We start from the raw sequence: 14,597 nt of genomic DNA, 5'->3' as shown, positions 1-14,597 counted from the left end.
GGGCGGGGTGCTGCTCTCCGGCGGGGAACGGCAGCGCCTGGCGATCGCCCGTACCCTGCTGGCCGGGCCGCCGATCCTGCTGCTCGACGAGCCGACCAGCAACCTCGACGCGCGCAACGAGGCGGCCCTGCGGCGGGCGATCGACGCGGTCGCGGTCCGGCGTACCCTGCTGATCGTCGCGCACCGGCTCGCCACCGTCGTCGACGCCGACCAGATCGTGGTGCTCGACGGTGGCCGGGTGGTCGGCGTCGGCACCCATGATCAACTGACCGCGTCCAACCCGCTCTACCGGGAGCTCGCCGCCCACCAACTCCTGGTCGGCTGAGGGCCGTCCGGCCGGTCGTGGACCGCCGGTGCGGGCCGCCGCGCCGGTACCGGGAAGCCGGGCCGCACGGACCGGTCGATGTCGCGTACCGTTTCCGGTCATGGGTGTGTCGCAACGGTTGAGAAGCAGGTTCCGGCGGTTCCTCCAGCGTCCGGGTACCACGGTTGACCTGGCCCCGCTGGCCAAGCTGCTGCCGGCGATCGAGGCGCGGGAGGAGGAGCTCGCCGCGCTCGACGACGCCGAGCTGACCGAGGCCGCCGGCCGGGCCGAGGACTACACCGAGATCTGCGCGGTGGGCCGCGAGGCCGCCCGGCGTGGCCTCGACCAGCGGCCGTACGACGTGCAGCTGCTCGGCGCGATGGCGTTGCTCTCCGGCAAGGTGGCCGAGATGGCCACCGGTGAGGGCAAGACCCTGACCGCCACGATCGCCGCGTACGGGCACGTCCAGCTCGGAAACGGGCCGGTGCACGTGCTCACCGTCAACGACTACCTGGCCCGCCGGGACGCCGAGTGGATGGAGCCGGTCTACACGCTGCTCGGGCTGACCGTCGGCTGGGTGACCGAGGCGTCCACCCCGGCGGAGCGCCGCGAGGCGTACGCGAAGGACGTCACCTACGTCTCGGTCAGCGAGGGCGGCTTCGACTTCCTGCGCGACCAGCTGGTCACCGACATCGCCGACCGGGTGCAGCCCAAGCTGGCCTGCGCCATCGTCGACGAGGCCGACTCCATCCTGATCGACGAGGCCCGGGTGCCGATGGTGCTCGCCGGTGCGGTCACCGGCGAGCAGGACCCGGTGCACGCCGCCGCCGCGGTGGTCCGTGGCCTGCGGGCCGGCGCGCACTACACCGTCGCCGAGGACGGTCGCAGCGCCGCGTTCACCAACGCCGGGCTGTCCGTGATCGAGGCGAAGCTCGGCATCGACCTGTACGCCGAGGAGAACGTCGAGCAGCTCTCCGCGGTCAACGTGGCGCTGCACGCGCACGCGCTGCTGCACCGGGACGTGGACTACATCGTCCGGGACGGCAGCGTCGAGCTGATCGACGAGATGCGCGGCCGGGTCGCCCAGCGCCGCCGCTGGCCGGACGGGCTCCAGGCGGCGGTGGAGGCGAAGGAGGGGCTGGACGCCACCGCCGAGGGCGAGGTGCTCGGCACGATCAGCGTCCAGGCGTACATCGGGCTCTACCCGACGCTGTGCGGCATGACCGCGACCGCGGTGCTCGTCGGTGACCAGCTCCGGGAGTTCTTCTCGCTGGAGGTCGCGGTCATCCCGTCGAACACCGAGTGCGTGCGGGTCGACGAGCCGGACCGGATCTACGCCACCCGGGCGGAGAAGGAGGAGGCGCTGATCGACGAGATCCGGCGCTGCCACGACAAGGGTCGCCCGGTGCTCGTCGGTACGCTCGACGTGAAGGAGTCCGAGCAGCTCGCCGCCGGGCTGAACGCCGCCGGGGTGCCCTGCGTGGTGCTCAACGCCAAGAACGACGACGCGGAGGCGGCGATCATCGCCGAGGCCGGCGCGTACGGGGCGGTGACCGTCTCCACCCAGATGGCCGGTCGGGGCGTCGACATCCGGCTCGGCGGCAGCGACCAGTCCGACCGGGACCGGGTCGCCGAGCTGGGCGGTCTCTACGTGATCGGCAGCGGCCGGCACGACAGCCGGCGGGTCGACGACCAGTTGCGCGGTCGCGCCGGCCGGCAGGGCGACCCGGGCGGCTCGGTCTTCTTCGTCAGCCTGGAGGACGACCTGGTCACCCGGCACGCCGCCGACGCGATCCCGCCGTCACCCCGGATGAACGCCGACGGTCTGGTCACCGACGACCAGGTGGACTTCGCGGTGGAGCACGCCCAGCGGGTCGCCGAGGGCGTCAACCACGAGATCCACCGCAACACCTGGCGCTACGGCGTGGTGATCGAGAAGCAGCGCAAGGCGCTCGCCGAGCGGCGGGAACGGCTGCTCACCACCGAGGTCGCCGCGCTGATGCTGATGGAGCGCTTCCCGGACCGGACCAAGGAGATGGACGAGGACGTGCTGTCCCGGGCGTCCCGGTCCATCGCCCTCTACCACCTCGACCGGCTCTGGGCCGAGCACCTGGCCGAGCTGTCCGAGGTACGCGAGGGCGTGCACCTGCGGGCGCTGGGCCGGCTCGACCCGCTCGACGAGTTCCACCGGGCGGCGGTGCCGGCGTTCAACGCCCTGGTACCCGAGATCGAGGCGCGCACCGTGGCGACGTTCGAGGAGACCGAGTTCGACGAGGACTGGCAGCCCGACGAGTCGAAGCTGGTCCGGCCGAGCGCGACCTGGACGTACCTGGTACACGACAACCCGTTCGGTTCGGAGCTGGACCGCCTGATCGCCTCGGTGGGTCGCCGGCTCGGTGGCGGTCGCTGACCGGTACGGCGGTCGGTTCCGGCCGACTGTGAGCAATGCCCCTTCCCGGGCTTTTCCGGCCCGGGAAGGGGGCCCGTCGCGCACAGTTTGACGGGGCGACGGGTCGGGTACTAGCCCGGGTCCGTAGAGGCGGGGAGAGATCACCATGGCAGATCAGGCACGAACCGGACGTACCGCGTCGTACGCGGTGGTGGCGGAGGCGCTGCCCAGGTGAGACTCCAGACCCAGCGGGACGGCACCGGACTGGGGGTGCTGGAAACCGCGGCGTTGCTGCGTGAACTGACCGCCGGCCTCATCGCGGTGGACGACTTCGACGAGGCGTTGCGCCGACTGGTCCGGATCGGCCGGGAGGCCGTCGACGGGGTGACCGGGTGCGGCTTCACGGTCCTGCGGGCCGGGTCGGCCGCCGACGGCGCCGCCTCGGACGGTCGGCTCGCCGAGCTGGACGGGACGGCCCACGGGCCGGACTCCCCGCCGATGACCGCGATCCGGCGGCGGGAGATGGTGCTCGCCGAGGACCTGCTCGCCGAGGACCGCTGGCCGGAGTGGACCGGCCGGGCCCGGGAGCTGGGGGTACGCAGTGTCCTCTCCGCCCCGTTGGACATCGACGACCAGGTCATCGGCGCGGTCAACCTGTACGGCGACCGGCCGCGCAGCCTCACCGCCCACCAGCAGTTGACCGCGATGCTGCTCGCCGAGCACGCCGGCCTGCTGCTCGCCGCGGTACGCGACCGGGCCCGCCGGGCGGCACTCGCCGCCGATCAGGCCGGGCCGCTGATCGACGGGGAGGTGGTCGCGCAGGCCGTCGGGGTGATCATGACCCAGCGGGGTTGCCCGGCACCGGAGGCGCTCCAGGTGCTGCGCAGTGCCGCCACGGCACTCGCCATCCCACTGCGCGAGGTCGCCGAGCGGTTGCTCGCCACGGTGGTGCGTACCCGGGAGACCTGACGGAGCGGCGTGCGACGCGGCTCCCGGTTTTGCCCCGGTGACGCCCGGGTAGCAGGCTGGGGAGTCCGCCGTGCGTACCGACCTGGGGAGGTCCGAGATGGAGAGCCGTCTGCGGGTACAGGGACACCCGATCCAACCCATGCTGGTGACGTTCCCGTTCGGACTCTTCGCCTGCGCGGCGCTCTTCGACCTCGCCGACGTGGTCGGCGGCCCGGCCTTCCTCGGCCAGGTCGGCTACTGGACCGCGGTCGCCGCGCTGGTCGCCGCCGCGCTGGCCGGCATCGCCGGCATGGTCGACCTCTGGGACGCCCGGCCGGGTCCCACCCGCCGGACCGCGATCCTGTTCAACCTGGCGAACCTGCTGATGGCGGCGCTCTTCGTGCTGGTCTGCCTGGTCCGCGCCCACGCGCCCGAGCGGGGCGCGACCGGTGGGACGGTCGCCGTCGAGGTGCTGGCGCTCGGCGCCGGCGCGGTCGGCGTGTGGCTCGGTACCCGCCTGGTCCAGCAGTTCGACACCCGCCGTACCGAGCCGGCCGGTCTGGACGCGCTCGGCGCGGTGTCCCGTCCCGCCGGCATCCGTCGTACCGCCTGACCCACCCGGCCTCGGCGCCGACGGCCGCCGGCCCGGAATCGCGTTGCACGGCGCGCGCCCACTTTCGACACTGGCCGGATGACGAGCCGATCTCCCACCGGCCGGAGGACGGGCGACGCCGCCTTCGAGGAACTGCTCACCGAGGGCGCCACGGTACCGGTCGAGGGCTGGGACTTCTCCTGGTTCGTCGGGCGGGCCACCGAGGAACGCCCACCCTGGGGGTACCACCGGCTGCTGGACGACCGGATGAGCCGCGCCACCGCCGCCCTGGACCTGGAGACCGGCGGCGGTGAGGTGCTGGCGGGCATCTCCCGGCCGCCCGCGCTGCTGGTCGCCACCGAGTCCTGGCCGCCGAACGTGGCGGTGGCCCGACGCAACCTGCGCCGGGTGGGCGGCACGGTGGTCGCCACCGGCACCAGTCGGCTGCTCCCGTTCCGGGACGCCAGTGTCGACCTGGTGGTCAGCCGCCACCCCGTGCACACCCCGTGGCCGGAGATCGCCCGGGTGCTGGCCCCCGGCGGCCGGTTCCTGTCCCAGCAGATCGGCGCGGGCACGCTCGGCGAGCTGGCCGAGGCGGTGCGGGGCGTACCACAGGACGGGCCGCCGCGGTCCGACCAGCAGACCGGGCCGGCGGTGGCCGCCGCCGAGGCCGCCGGGCTGCGGGTGGTCGACCTGCGGCAGGCCACCCTGCGGGTGGCGTTCCACGACATCGCGGCGGTGGTGCACCTGCTGCGCAAGGTGGTCTGGACCGTGCCCGACTTCAGCGTCGAGCGGTACCGGCCGCAGCTCGCCCGGCTGCACGAGCGGATCGTCGCGGAGGGGGAGTTCGTCGCGTACGCCCGGCGGTTCCTGATCGAGGCGGTCCGGCCGGAGTGAGCCCGGCCGGGCGGGCTGCCGCGTCGACGTGGCACCCCGCACCGGCGCAGATCCCGCCGCCAGTCCTGTCGCCGGGCCGTCTTCAAGGGCCGGCGTGACCCCGGGCGTGGTGCGCGGCGAGCACGTCGTCACCGAAGTCGCTGGCCGGGCGGCGCAGCACGGTGTGCGCGTGGTTGCCGTCGATGCTGGTGTTGTCGTACTCGATGAGCAGGTCGTCGCCCTGGATCCGGTAGTAGTGCCGGTGTCCAGGGCCGGTCGCGCCGGCCCAGGCGAAGTGCAGCGGACCGCCGGAGATCCGGGCCGCCTCCCGGGCGGCCAGTTCCGGTGGCAGCCGGTCCAGGTAGAGCGCCACCACCTGGTCGAGCAGCGCCCGGCTGGTCGGGCCGAGCCGGGTCGCGTCGACGCCCAGCGGTTCGACCGGGCCCGCCACCCGGGGCCGGGTGGCGCTGATGATGTCCGCCGGCGCCTCGTCGTCGACGATCGCCGCCGCCCGGCCGGCCGGACCGAGGGACGCCAGCAGGGCCCGGGCCAGGTCCTCCTCGGGAGCCAGCGGACGGCAGACCGGCCGCCCCGCGTGGTCCACCCGGGCCGGGTTGGCGCCGAAGAAGAGCGGCGCGGGGGAGACCACGTCCCCGACCACCGTCATGGTCACCGAGAGGTGGTGCCCCTCCAGCCGCCACGACCACGGCTCGTCGGCGTCCGGGGTACCGAAGACCGCGATCCAGTAGTCACCGCTGTGCCGGCCGCGCCGCCAGTCCTCCGCCCGGTCCAGCACCTCCTCCAACGCGACGATCGTCATCGCCTGGGCGTACGCGTGCGGACTCAGCGCGGTGGCCAGGAGCCGGTGGACGGCCTTGCGGCCGACCCGGTCCAGGTCGGCCAGGCAGGCTCCGGGGCGGGGCCGGGGCCGGTACTCCAGCCAGCGGCGGGCGGCGTCGTCGGCGAACGGGTACGTCGCCGCCTGACGGGTCGGGCCGTCGAGCACGCCCAGCAGCGCCGACGCGGCCGCCCGCATCTGCTCCGGTACGGAATTCTCCACCGGTTCTGTATACCCGTCCTTCCCTCCACCGGGGCCGTCCCCGCCGGTGTGGGGGTGTGCGGCGGTGCGGGCCAACCGGACGAACTGGTCAGCCGGTGGACACGCCCGGCCCGCTGCCGGCAGGGTCACCGGCGCCGTCGTAGACGTACACCCGCAACGACCTGCCGTGGTGCTCCTGGTAGCCGGTGGTCCGCAGGTAGCGCTGCATCAGACCCGCCAGCTCCAGTTGGACGACCGCTGCGTCCTCGGCCACGAAGAGCGTCCCGTCGCGGGGGCCGCCGAGCAGCAGGGCATCGGGTTCGTCCGGCTCCGTCATGGCCGTCCGGCTACCCGGTGACCCGCCGGCCAAACCGTCGGCGCCGCCGGTCGGGTAGGTTGGCGCCGCTGTTAGGAAGGGCCCCTTCCTATCGTTTTCGGTATAGGAAGGGGCCCTTCCTTACATCTGGGAGGGGTTGGATGGACGACCTGGTGTACGTGGGCAACGCGGACGTGGACGGTGCGACCAACGCCGGCTGGCTGCTCGGTCACTTCATGCCGGCGGACGCCGACGTGCGGCACAGCACCGACGTGGAGGTCAAGTGGGGGGTGCACCCGGCCGGTGACCGGCGGGTCCAGTGGGTCCGGGGTGAGCAGCGGACCGCGCTGCTGGTACTGGTCAGCGGCCGGTTCCGGGTGGAGTTGCCGGACCGGACGGTACGGCTGACCTCGCCCGGTGACTACGTGGTGTGGGGACGCGGGGTCGACCATTCGTGGTACGCCGAGACGGAGACGGTGGTGCTGACCGTCCGGTGGCCGTCGGTGCCCGGTTACCGGGTACCGGACCCGGTCGTGGCCGGTTCCGTCGCCGGGTAGGTACGTCAGCCGGGCCCGGTTGAGTAACTGCTGCTCATGTCGGTGACCGCCGGGCCGGGCGACGATGGTCGCGGCGAGCCGGGGAGCGGCTCACGGTCAGGGAAGTGAAGATCCGCCATGCAGCAGTTGTCGACGATCGACCCCGTGACGCCGATGGACCGGGACGGGCGGCCGGGGCGCTGGGCCGGCCCCTCGTTCGGGACGGTCCGGCCGGCCGGTGGCTGACCGACCCGTCGCCCGGACCTCGGCCCGCGTGTCGGTTGTCGCCGCCGGACCGCTGCCCGCGGTGTGGTGTGAGGTGCGCCGATTGGTGCCGGCCTGCCTGGTGTTTCCTGTGCATTCGGAGGATCACCACCGGCGGTACCGGATGCGAAACTACCCCGGCCGTCGGGCGGGTCGGGCGTCCTGGGCCCGGGGCGGCGGCCGGACAGGTGGACAGAGGGGGCGACGGTGGCCACTGCGACCGCCATCGGCTGGCCGTTCGTGGGCCGACACGGCGAGGTGGAGCGGGTTTCCGACGCACTCGACGGTGGCCTGCTGGACGCGGTGGTGCTGACCGGGTCCTCCGGGGTCGGCAAGACGCGACTGGCCCAGGAGTGTCTGGCCGAGGCGGAGTCCCGGGGGCACCGGGTGGCGCACGTCGCGGCCACCGCCAGCGCCTCTGCCGTGCCGCTCTCCGCGCTCGCCCCGCTGCTGCCGGTGCAGATGGACCTCACCGATCCGCATGCGCTGTTCGAGGCGGTCCGGCGCTGGCTGCACGAACAGGCCAGCGGCCGGCGGTTCGTGCTCGCGGTCGACGACGTCGACCTGCTCGACACCGTCTCGGTGGCACTGTTGCAGTTCCTGCTCGCCGACGGCAGCCTCTTCGTGATCGCCACGCAGCGCACCGACACCCGACTGCCGGACGTGCTGGAGAGCCGGTGGCGGTCGGGCCGGGCCCTGCGGGTCCGGTTGGACTCGCTGGAGAAGCAGAGTGTGGAGACGCTGCTGCACTTCGCCCTCGGCGGCCCGGTGAGCACGGCGGCCAGCGAGGCGCTCTGGCAGGCGAGCCGGGGCAACGTGCTCTACCTGCGGGAGCTGGTCGGCTGCGGGCAGCGCGACGGCACCCTGGTCTGCGCCGACGGGGTGTGGCGGCTGACCGGTCCGCTCACCGACAGCGCCGGGGTGGTCGAGCTGGTCAGCCGCCGGCTGCACGGGCTGGATCCGCAGCAGCGGGCGGTCCTCGAACTGCTGGCGCTGTGTGAGCCGTTGGCCGTCGACGACCTGCTGCGGCACACCCCGGTGGACGTACTGGCCGAGTTGGAGGCGCAGGGTCTCATCCAGGTGCGGTTGGATGGGCGCCGGCAGGACGTCACGCTCACCCATCCGTTGCACGCCGAGGCGCTCCAGCACGCCATGCCCCGGCTGCGGGCCCGGTCGTTGCTGCTCGCGCAGGTCGAGCGGGTCGAGGGGTACGGCGCCCGGCGCCGTGGCGATCCGCTGATGCTCGCCTCCTGGCGGTTGGACGCCACCGGTACGGCCGATCCGACCCTGCTGGTCCGGGCCGCCAGCCTGGCCCGGTTCGCCCACGACCTGCCCCGCACGGAGCGGCTGGCGGAGGCGGCCCTGCGCCACGGTCCGGACGGACTGGCGAGTCTCCTGCTCGGTGAGGCCCTGCACGAGCAGGCCCGGTACGCCGAAGCGGAGCAGGTGCTGGCCGAGGCGACGGGCGGTGGTGCCGGGCCGGAGGCTTTCCGGCTGGTGCTGGCCCGTTCGCTCAATCTTCATCACGGGCTCGGTGACACCCGGGCGGCCCGGGAGTGTCTGGCGGGTGCGGACGGGGAGGCCGGCGACCCGGCCCGGGTCGCGGTGGACGCACTGCTGACCGGGGTGACCGACACCGGGGCGGCTCTGGAGCTGCTGGGCGACGCCGAGCCCGGCACCGACCCGGGTCGGGTGCTGTGGCTGCGGTCCCGGGCCACCGTGCTCGCCGATGCGGGCCGGCTGGCCGACGCGGCGGTGGCCGCCGAGCGGGGCTTCGCGCGGCACCGGCAGCTCGACTACCGGATGGTGGTCTCCCACCCGGCGACGCAACTGGTCGTGCTCACCGAGGCGCTGCGGGAACAGGGTCGGCTCGCCGAGGCGGAGGAGACCGCCCGGGAGGGGTTCCGGCTGGCCGTGGCCGACGGGATCCACTCGCTGATCGGCGCCTTCCCCGCCCAGCTCGGCCTCGTGGCGTTGACCCGGGGTCGGGTGGGTACCGCCGAACGGTACTTCCGGGAGGCGCTGGCCCATCTGCGCGGCGGTGGCCGGCCACCGGCGCTGGTCTCGGGGGTGACCGGGTTGGTGGTCGCGCTCGCCTGGCGGGGCGCGTTGGCGGCGGACGACCCGCTGCTCACCCTGCCGGACGGGGAACTGATCGCCGCGCGCGGCCGGGGCTGGGCCCTGTGTGCCGTGGGCCGGCAGCGGGAGGCCGGTCAGGAGTTGCGGGCCGCCGGTGGGCTCGCGGTGGGGCAGGGTCGGCTGACCCTCGCGGTCGAGTTGCTGCACGACGCGCTCCGGCTCGGCGATCCGGCGGCGGCCCGGGAACTGGTCGGGGTGACCGGTGTGCAGGGCGACCTGGCGGCGGCCCGGCTGGCGCACGCCGACGCGGTGCTGCGCCGGGATCCGGATGCGCTCGCGGCGGCGGCCCGTACCTTCGAGCAGCTCGGGGTGGACCTGGTGGCGGCCGAGGTGCTGGTGGCGGCGGCCGAGCTGTACCGGGCCACCGGCACACCGCGTAGCGCCACGGCCTGCGCCAACCAGGCGGCGACGCTGGTGCAGCGGTGCGAGGGTGCCCGCACGCCCGGCCTGGTGACCCCGGTGGGGCACAGTCCGCTGACCGCGCGGGAACGTGAGGTGGCGCTGCTGGTCGCCGAGGGGTACAGCAGCAAACGGATCGCCGCCGAGCTGTTCATCTCGGTCCGCACCGTCGACAACCACCTCCAGAGCATCTACACCAAGTGCGGCGTGAAGAACCGGAGCGAACTCGCCGCCGTGATGGGGACCGCCGGTGCGGTGCCGGTACGAGAGGACGAGCGGACGTGAGCCCCGAACAGGTGGCCCTGGTGCGTGACAGCGTACGGGCGATGGGTCCGCGGATGGACGCGGTGGCCGACGAGTTCTACCGTCGGGTCTTCGCCCGGGACCCGTCGCTGCGGGCCATGTTCGCCGGTGACCTGGTCACCCAGCGGCGGAAGTTCGCCGACGAGTTGCAGGCCATCGTCACCGCGATCCCGGACATCGGTGCGTTCCTGGACCGGGCCCGGCTGCTCGGTGCCCGGCACAGCGGGTACGGCGTCCGTACCGGGCACTACCGTCAGTTCCGGGACCTGCTGTTGGAGACGTTCGCCGCCGAGTTGGGCGACGCCTGGACCGAGGAGCTCGCGGTCGCCTGGCACCGGGCGTACGACATGGTCGCCGAGGCGATGATGATGGGCGTGCCACGCAGCACCGGGGCGTCGTTCTTCACCCGCTGACCCGCTGACCCGCTATCGCAGGTCGGCGTCCATCGGGGCGGCTTCGGTGGCCGCGTTGGCCGCCTCCTCGGTCCACGGGGAGGTCCGGCCCGGCCGGGGGCGGGGCACCGGCATGTCGCGCATCGGTACGTACACCCGGGCGTCGACCGCCTCGGCCAGCAGCAGGGCGGCGACCAGGCTGGTCGGTCGGTGGGTCGGTTCCTCGGCCAGGCAGCGGTGGACGAGGTCGGCGACGTCGGCGGGCAGCCCGGCGACCGGCGGCAGCGGCTCTGGTTCGACCTGTCGGGGCGAGCGGAGCAGGGCCGGTGCGGTCTCCGACGGCCAGGGCAGCCGTCCGGTCAGGCAGAGGTAGAGCAGCACGCCGAGGGCGTACATGTCGGCGGCGGGGGTGGCGGCGGTGCCGTCGAAGCTCTCCGGTGCGGTGTACGCCGGGGTGCCGAGGACGGTGCCGTCGTCGGCGTGGCGTCCTCCGGCGGGGGCGGCGATGCCGAAGTCCAGGACCTTGGCACCGGCCGGGGTGAGGATGACATTCCCCGGTTTGATGTCGCGGTGCACGATGCCGTGGGTGTGGGCGGCGGCCAGTGCCGCGCTCACCTCCGCCCCCACCCGCAGGGCGATCCGCCAGTCGAGCGGGCCGGACGCCAGGTGGGCGCCGAGGGTCTCGCCCTCGACCAGTTCCATGACGATGTACGGCACCTGCTGGTCGGTGGGGAGGGCGGAGGTGCCGAAGTCGTGCACGCTGGCCACGTTGGGGTGGACCAGTCGGGCGGCGGAGCGTGCCTCCGTCCGGACCCGGTCCACGCTGCGGTTGCCGGTGCCGTCCCACTCCGGTGCCATGATCTTGATGGCCACCGGCCGGTCCAGGACGCGGTCGTGCCCGCGCCACACCTCGGACATGCCGCCGAGCCCGATGCGCTGATCGAGCCGGTACCGCCCGCCCAGCGTCCGCATGCTGATCCTCCGCCCTGTTCCGTACTGCTCTCGTGTTTCCCGGTACCCCGGCCCTGAACTGGGCAAACCACGGACCGGTTCGTACGGGTGTGCCAATCGGCGGTAGGGTGACGGGATGACCGGTGCCGCGTACCAGCCGTCCATGCTCGATCTGGCGGAGGCCGGGCCGGCGCTCACGTCACTGGCCGCGTTGCGCCGGCACGCGCTGGACCGGGGCGCCTGGGTGGACCACCTGCCCGGCTGGGTCCAGGGTTCCGACGACGTGCTGGAGACCCTGCTGTACCGGGTGGACTGGCGTGCCGAGCGGCGCCGGATGTACGACGGCGAGGTGGACGTGCCCCGGCTGCTGCGCTGGTACGCCGCCCGGGAGCGGCTGCCGCACGAGTTGCTCACCCGGGCCCGGGAGGAGTTGAACCGGCACTACGCGCCCGAGCCGGGGGAGCGGTTCGTCACCGCCGGCATGTGCCTGTACCGCGACGGGCGGGACAGCGTCGCCTGGCACGGGGACACGCACGGGCGGTCGGCCCGGGTGGACACGATGGTGGCCATCGTGTCGTTCGGTGCGCCCCGGCCGTTGCTGCTGCGCCCCCGTGGTGGCGGACCCGGCCTGCGTTTTCCGCTCGGGCACGGGGATCTGGTGGTGATGGGTGGCTCGTGTCAGCGGACCTGGGAGCACTGCGTGCCGAAGACCACCCGGGCGGTCGGGCCCCGGGTGAGTGTGCAGTTCCGTCCGGCCGGGGTGGCCTGACCGGGGCCGGCGTCGTCGTGATCCTTGTCACGGGAGGGGCGGTCGGCATTGGACGTCGCCGGTCCGGCTGCCGGTAGGACAGTGGCCGTCCGCATCGGATATCGACGGTGTGCCGGCCCGTCCCGGTGCCCCGGGTGTCGGCCGGTGGTGGCTGCCGTGTCGCCGGCCCCGGTCGGTCGGCGTCGTCGGCCGGTGGTGGCCGGTCCATGCGGCTGACCAGCGACTTCGATGCCTCGGGGCCCGTCGGGTCCGGCTCGTCGGGCCAGGTGGCAGCCGGGGTGGTGGGTTCCCGGTCGGCCCGCCGGAAGCGGTGCCGTCCCCTGGGCGGCCGGTCGTCGGACCGCCGCAGACGAAGGCCGGGATCAATTGATCGGAACTGCGGCGGCAAAGTGCGCTGACAAGATCACCGCAGGTCGTCGGGGGTTCGTCGTTATTGCCGCGTTTTTATGCCCAAATCGTCGTACCGGTTCTGGGGAAAAAATCTTCGAAGGTCGGGAAGCAATTTTCCGTCCGGTGGGCGGCAACTTTGTCGGACGCGCCGGGGTCCACCGGATCCGGGGCTCGCGGCTGGTCAATCGGCCCGACAAAACGGACTTTGAAGGCCAAGATGTGCGGTTGCCATCGATCCACCCGTTCCGGAGAAGGGTCGGGCATCCGGTGCCCTCCGGGCGGCCGGACCGGCCCCGAACGATCGGCCATTTGCACCTAGCAATGCTCACGTTTGGTGTCGTAGGGTTCCCGTCAGCACCCCACCGATGGCGGAATGGGCCGCTGTATTAATCATTGCTGATCGGGTAATTGTGGAGTGTCCATGGAACGTTCGGTCGAGTTTCCCCCGCCAGTCGGCCCGGACTGGGTCGATGAGATCCTGCTGGCGGGTCACCCGTCGGACGTCTGCCTGCGCCTGCCGGACACCGTCGACCGGGCCACCCTGCGTCGGCTGGTGACCGGGGCCCAGGACCGGCTGGCCGCCGCCGGGCTGCGCCGGGGCGGTGCCGCCGCCCTGCGCCTGCCGCCCTCCCTGACGTACGTGGTCAACCTGCTCGCCGTCTGGCGCCTCGGTGCCCAGGCCGTCCTGCTGGACCACCGGTTGACCGACTTCGAAGTGGACCGGGCGGTGGAACGCCTGCACCCGCAGGTCATGGTCAGCGTCCGCAAGGCCGGCGGCGGGGCGCTGCGGGTCTTCGTCGACGTCGAGGAGACCGTCACGCCCCTCGGTGACCGGCCGGCCGGTACCGACCACGCGGTGGTGCAGCTCAGCTCCGGCTCCACCGGACCGTCCAAGGTGATCGGCCGCACCGCCGCCGACCTGGTCGCCGAGATCCACCGGTACACCCGGATCGACGGGGTGCCCCGCCGCGGCGAGCGGATCATCCTGCTGCCCTCGATGGTGCACGTGCTCGGGCTGGTCGGCGGCCTGATGTACGGCCTGCACGCCGGGGTCGAGCTGGTCCCGCCGCAGCGGCTCAGCGGCGACGCCATCGTGGCCGCCATCGCCGCCCAGGACACCCCGGCCACCGTGCTCGGCGTGCCCTTCCACATCGGGCTGCTCGCCTCCACCACCCCACCCGGCCCGCTGCCGCAGTTCGTCCGGATGACCACCGGCGGGGAACTGGTCCCCCGGGCCACCGCCGAGGCGGTCGTCGACCGGTTCGGCATCACCCTCGGCAACATGTACGGCATGACCGAGGTCGGGGTCATCGGCACCGACCTGTACGGCCGGCACCGCCCGGCCATCGACCCGGCCCCCGGCCTGGCGGTCCGCGAGGTCGACGGGGAACTCTGGGTGAGCTGCCCGGCGTCGCCGTACATCGGGCTCACCGACCCGACCCGCTGGTCGGACGGGTGGCTGCACACCCGGGACGCCGGGGTGGTCGACCCGCAGACCGGCCTGGTCACCATCAAGGGCCGGTTGGACTCGCAGGTCTCCGTCGGCGGCCTCAAGGTCGACCTGACCGAGGTGGAGGCGACCGTCGCGGCGCTGCCCGGGGTGGCCGCCGCCGTGGTGGTCTACGACCACGGCATCACCGCCTACGTTCAGCCGGCCGGACCGCTGACCGAGGCGGCCGTGGAGGACGCGCTGGCCGAACGGCTCGCCGGGTACAAGCGCCCGAAGGCCCTGCACCTGCTCGATCAGCTGCCCCGGACCACCACCGGCAAGCTCGTCCGGGAGCCGTCGGTCCTGCGGGGCGCCGCGTCATGACCGGGCACACCGCGCCGGGGCCCGGGGTCGCCCTGCCCCGACCCGGCCGGCGGGTCCACCGGACCGCAAGCGTCCAGCAGGAGGGCCGGGTCCGGGCCACCCCCGACCACCGCCACCGCCAGTACCGCGCCCCCGGCCAGCACCGGGTGGGCCACCCGCAGCCCGGCCCCGCCGGGC

14 protein-coding genes are annotated in these 14,597 nt (G+C 73.6%); 11 read left to right on the top strand and 3 right to left on the bottom strand.

Going from position 1 to position 14,597, the window contains the following annotated elements:
- The 5 genes from GSF22_RS20055 to GSF22_RS20035 form a co-directional block, all read left to right on the top strand.
- A partial coding sequence (locus tag GSF22_RS20055; protein ID WP_208815259.1) for an ATP-binding cassette domain-containing protein occupies window positions 1–325 on the top strand: 325 nt, incomplete at its 5' end.
- A 100-nt stretch (window positions 326–425) separates the two neighbouring features.
- The gene (gene secA2, locus GSF22_RS20050) at window positions 426–2,714 is read left to right on the top strand and encodes an accessory Sec system translocase SecA2 (protein WP_208815258.1); all 2,289 of its coding nucleotides are present in this window, start codon (window positions 426–428) and stop codon (window positions 2,712–2,714) included.
- Window positions 2,715–2,924: 210 nt separating this feature from the next.
- Window positions 2,925–3,662 carry a GAF and ANTAR domain-containing protein gene (locus GSF22_RS20045; protein WP_208815257.1) on the top strand — a complete coding sequence of 246 codons (738 nt, stop codon included), beginning with the start codon at window positions 2,925–2,927 and terminating at the stop codon, window positions 3,660–3,662.
- A gap of 97 nt (window positions 3,663–3,759) precedes the next feature.
- Window positions 3,760–4,254 carry a DUF2231 domain-containing protein gene (locus tag GSF22_RS20040; protein WP_208815256.1) on the top strand — a complete coding sequence of 165 codons (495 nt, stop codon included), beginning with the start codon at window positions 3,760–3,762 and terminating at the stop codon, window positions 4,252–4,254.
- Between the two features lie 78 nt (window positions 4,255–4,332).
- Window positions 4,333–5,130 carry a class I SAM-dependent methyltransferase gene (locus GSF22_RS20035; RefSeq protein WP_208815255.1) on the top strand — a complete coding sequence of 266 codons (798 nt, stop codon included), beginning with the start codon at window positions 4,333–4,335 and terminating at the stop codon, window positions 5,128–5,130.
- Between the two features lie 82 nt (window positions 5,131–5,212).
- Here the strand turns inward: GSF22_RS20035 and GSF22_RS20030 are convergent, their stop codons facing one another.
- Both GSF22_RS20030 and GSF22_RS20025 read right to left on the bottom strand, forming a co-directional pair.
- Window positions 5,213–6,145 carry a DUF3500 domain-containing protein gene (locus tag GSF22_RS20030; protein WP_244367826.1) on the bottom strand — a complete coding sequence of 311 codons (933 nt, stop codon included), beginning with the start codon at window positions 6,143–6,145 and terminating at the stop codon, window positions 5,213–5,215.
- A gap of 112 nt (window positions 6,146–6,257) precedes the next feature.
- A complete protein-coding gene (locus tag GSF22_RS20025) occupies window positions 6,258–6,485 on the bottom strand; it encodes a hypothetical protein (protein WP_208815253.1) in 228 nt (75 codons plus the stop codon).
- Between the two features lie 140 nt (window positions 6,486–6,625).
- Here GSF22_RS20025 and GSF22_RS20020 point away from each other — a divergent pair, with 140 nt between their 5' ends.
- From GSF22_RS20020 to GSF22_RS20010, 3 genes are all read left to right on the top strand, one after another.
- Entirely contained in the window at window positions 6,626–7,021 is a 396-nt protein-coding gene (locus tag GSF22_RS20020; RefSeq protein ID WP_208815252.1) for a signal peptidase I, read from the top strand.
- A gap of 450 nt (window positions 7,022–7,471) precedes the next feature.
- On the top strand, window positions 7,472–10,087 hold the full coding sequence (locus GSF22_RS35455) for a helix-turn-helix transcriptional regulator (protein WP_208815251.1): 2,616 nt from the start codon (window positions 7,472–7,474) through the stop codon (window positions 10,085–10,087).
- Window positions 10,084–10,518: a globin domain-containing protein gene (locus tag GSF22_RS20010; protein WP_208815250.1), complete on the top strand. Its 435-nt coding sequence runs from the start codon at window positions 10,084–10,086 to the stop codon at window positions 10,516–10,518. The genes GSF22_RS35455 and GSF22_RS20010 overlap by 4 nt, the downstream gene beginning before the upstream one ends.
- Window positions 10,519–10,530: 12 nt before the next feature.
- Here GSF22_RS20010 and GSF22_RS20005 read toward each other — a convergent pair whose 3' ends face one another.
- Complete coding sequence (locus GSF22_RS20005; RefSeq protein WP_208815249.1) at window positions 10,531–11,469, bottom strand: serine/threonine-protein kinase; 939 nt, start codon at window positions 11,467–11,469, stop codon at window positions 10,531–10,533.
- A gap of 115 nt (window positions 11,470–11,584) precedes the next feature.
- Between GSF22_RS20005 and GSF22_RS20000 the strand changes: the two genes are divergently transcribed.
- From GSF22_RS20000 to GSF22_RS19990, 3 genes are all read left to right on the top strand, one after another.
- Window positions 11,585–12,217: an alpha-ketoglutarate-dependent dioxygenase AlkB gene (locus GSF22_RS20000; RefSeq protein WP_208815248.1), complete on the top strand. Its 633-nt coding sequence runs from the start codon at window positions 11,585–11,587 to the stop codon at window positions 12,215–12,217.
- A gap of 811 nt (window positions 12,218–13,028) precedes the next feature.
- Complete coding sequence (locus GSF22_RS19995; protein WP_208815247.1) at window positions 13,029–14,420, top strand: class I adenylate-forming enzyme family protein; 1,392 nt, start codon at window positions 13,029–13,031, stop codon at window positions 14,418–14,420.
- Window positions 14,417–14,597, top strand: a 181-nt coding sequence (locus GSF22_RS19990; RefSeq protein WP_208815246.1) for a hypothetical protein, incomplete at its 3' end; no start/stop codon positions are given. The genes GSF22_RS19995 and GSF22_RS19990, both read left to right, overlap by 4 nt.

It is taken from the genome of Micromonospora echinofusca, assembly GCF_017614955.1.
In the GTDB taxonomy this organism is placed as follows: Bacteria; Actinomycetota; Actinomycetes; order Mycobacteriales; family Micromonosporaceae; genus Micromonospora; species Micromonospora echinofusca_A.
The sequence above is the reverse complement of the archived record's forward strand: the minus strand, read 5'-3'. Positions and strand labels throughout refer to the sequence as shown.

Excerpts from the sequence above, each read along its gene's own strand:
- GSF22_RS20040 (WP_208815256.1), top strand. The coding sequence starts at position 3,760 with ATGGAGAGCCGTCTGCGGGTACAGGGACACCCGATCCAACCCATGCTG.
- secA2 (WP_208815258.1), top strand. The coding sequence starts at position 426 with ATGGGTGTGTCGCAACGGTTGAGAAGCAGGTTCCGGCGGTTCCTCCAG.
- GSF22_RS20005 (WP_208815249.1), bottom strand. The coding sequence starts at position 11,469 with ATGCGGACGCTGGGCGGGCGGTACCGGCTCGATCAGCGCATCGGGCTC.
- GSF22_RS20035 (WP_208815255.1), top strand. The coding sequence starts at position 4,333 with ATGACGAGCCGATCTCCCACCGGCCGGAGGACGGGCGACGCCGCCTTC.
- GSF22_RS20000 (WP_208815248.1), top strand. The coding sequence starts at position 11,585 with ATGACCGGTGCCGCGTACCAGCCGTCCATGCTCGATCTGGCGGAGGCC.
- GSF22_RS20020 (WP_208815252.1), top strand. The coding sequence starts at position 6,626 with ATGGACGACCTGGTGTACGTGGGCAACGCGGACGTGGACGGTGCGACC.
- GSF22_RS19995 (WP_208815247.1), top strand. The coding sequence starts at position 13,029 with ATGGAACGTTCGGTCGAGTTTCCCCCGCCAGTCGGCCCGGACTGGGTC.
- GSF22_RS20030 (WP_244367826.1), bottom strand. The coding sequence starts at position 6,145 with ATGCGGGCGGCCGCGTCGGCGCTGCTGGGCGTGCTCGACGGCCCGACC.
- GSF22_RS20025 (WP_208815253.1), bottom strand. The coding sequence starts at position 6,485 with ATGACGGAGCCGGACGAACCCGATGCCCTGCTGCTCGGCGGCCCCCGC.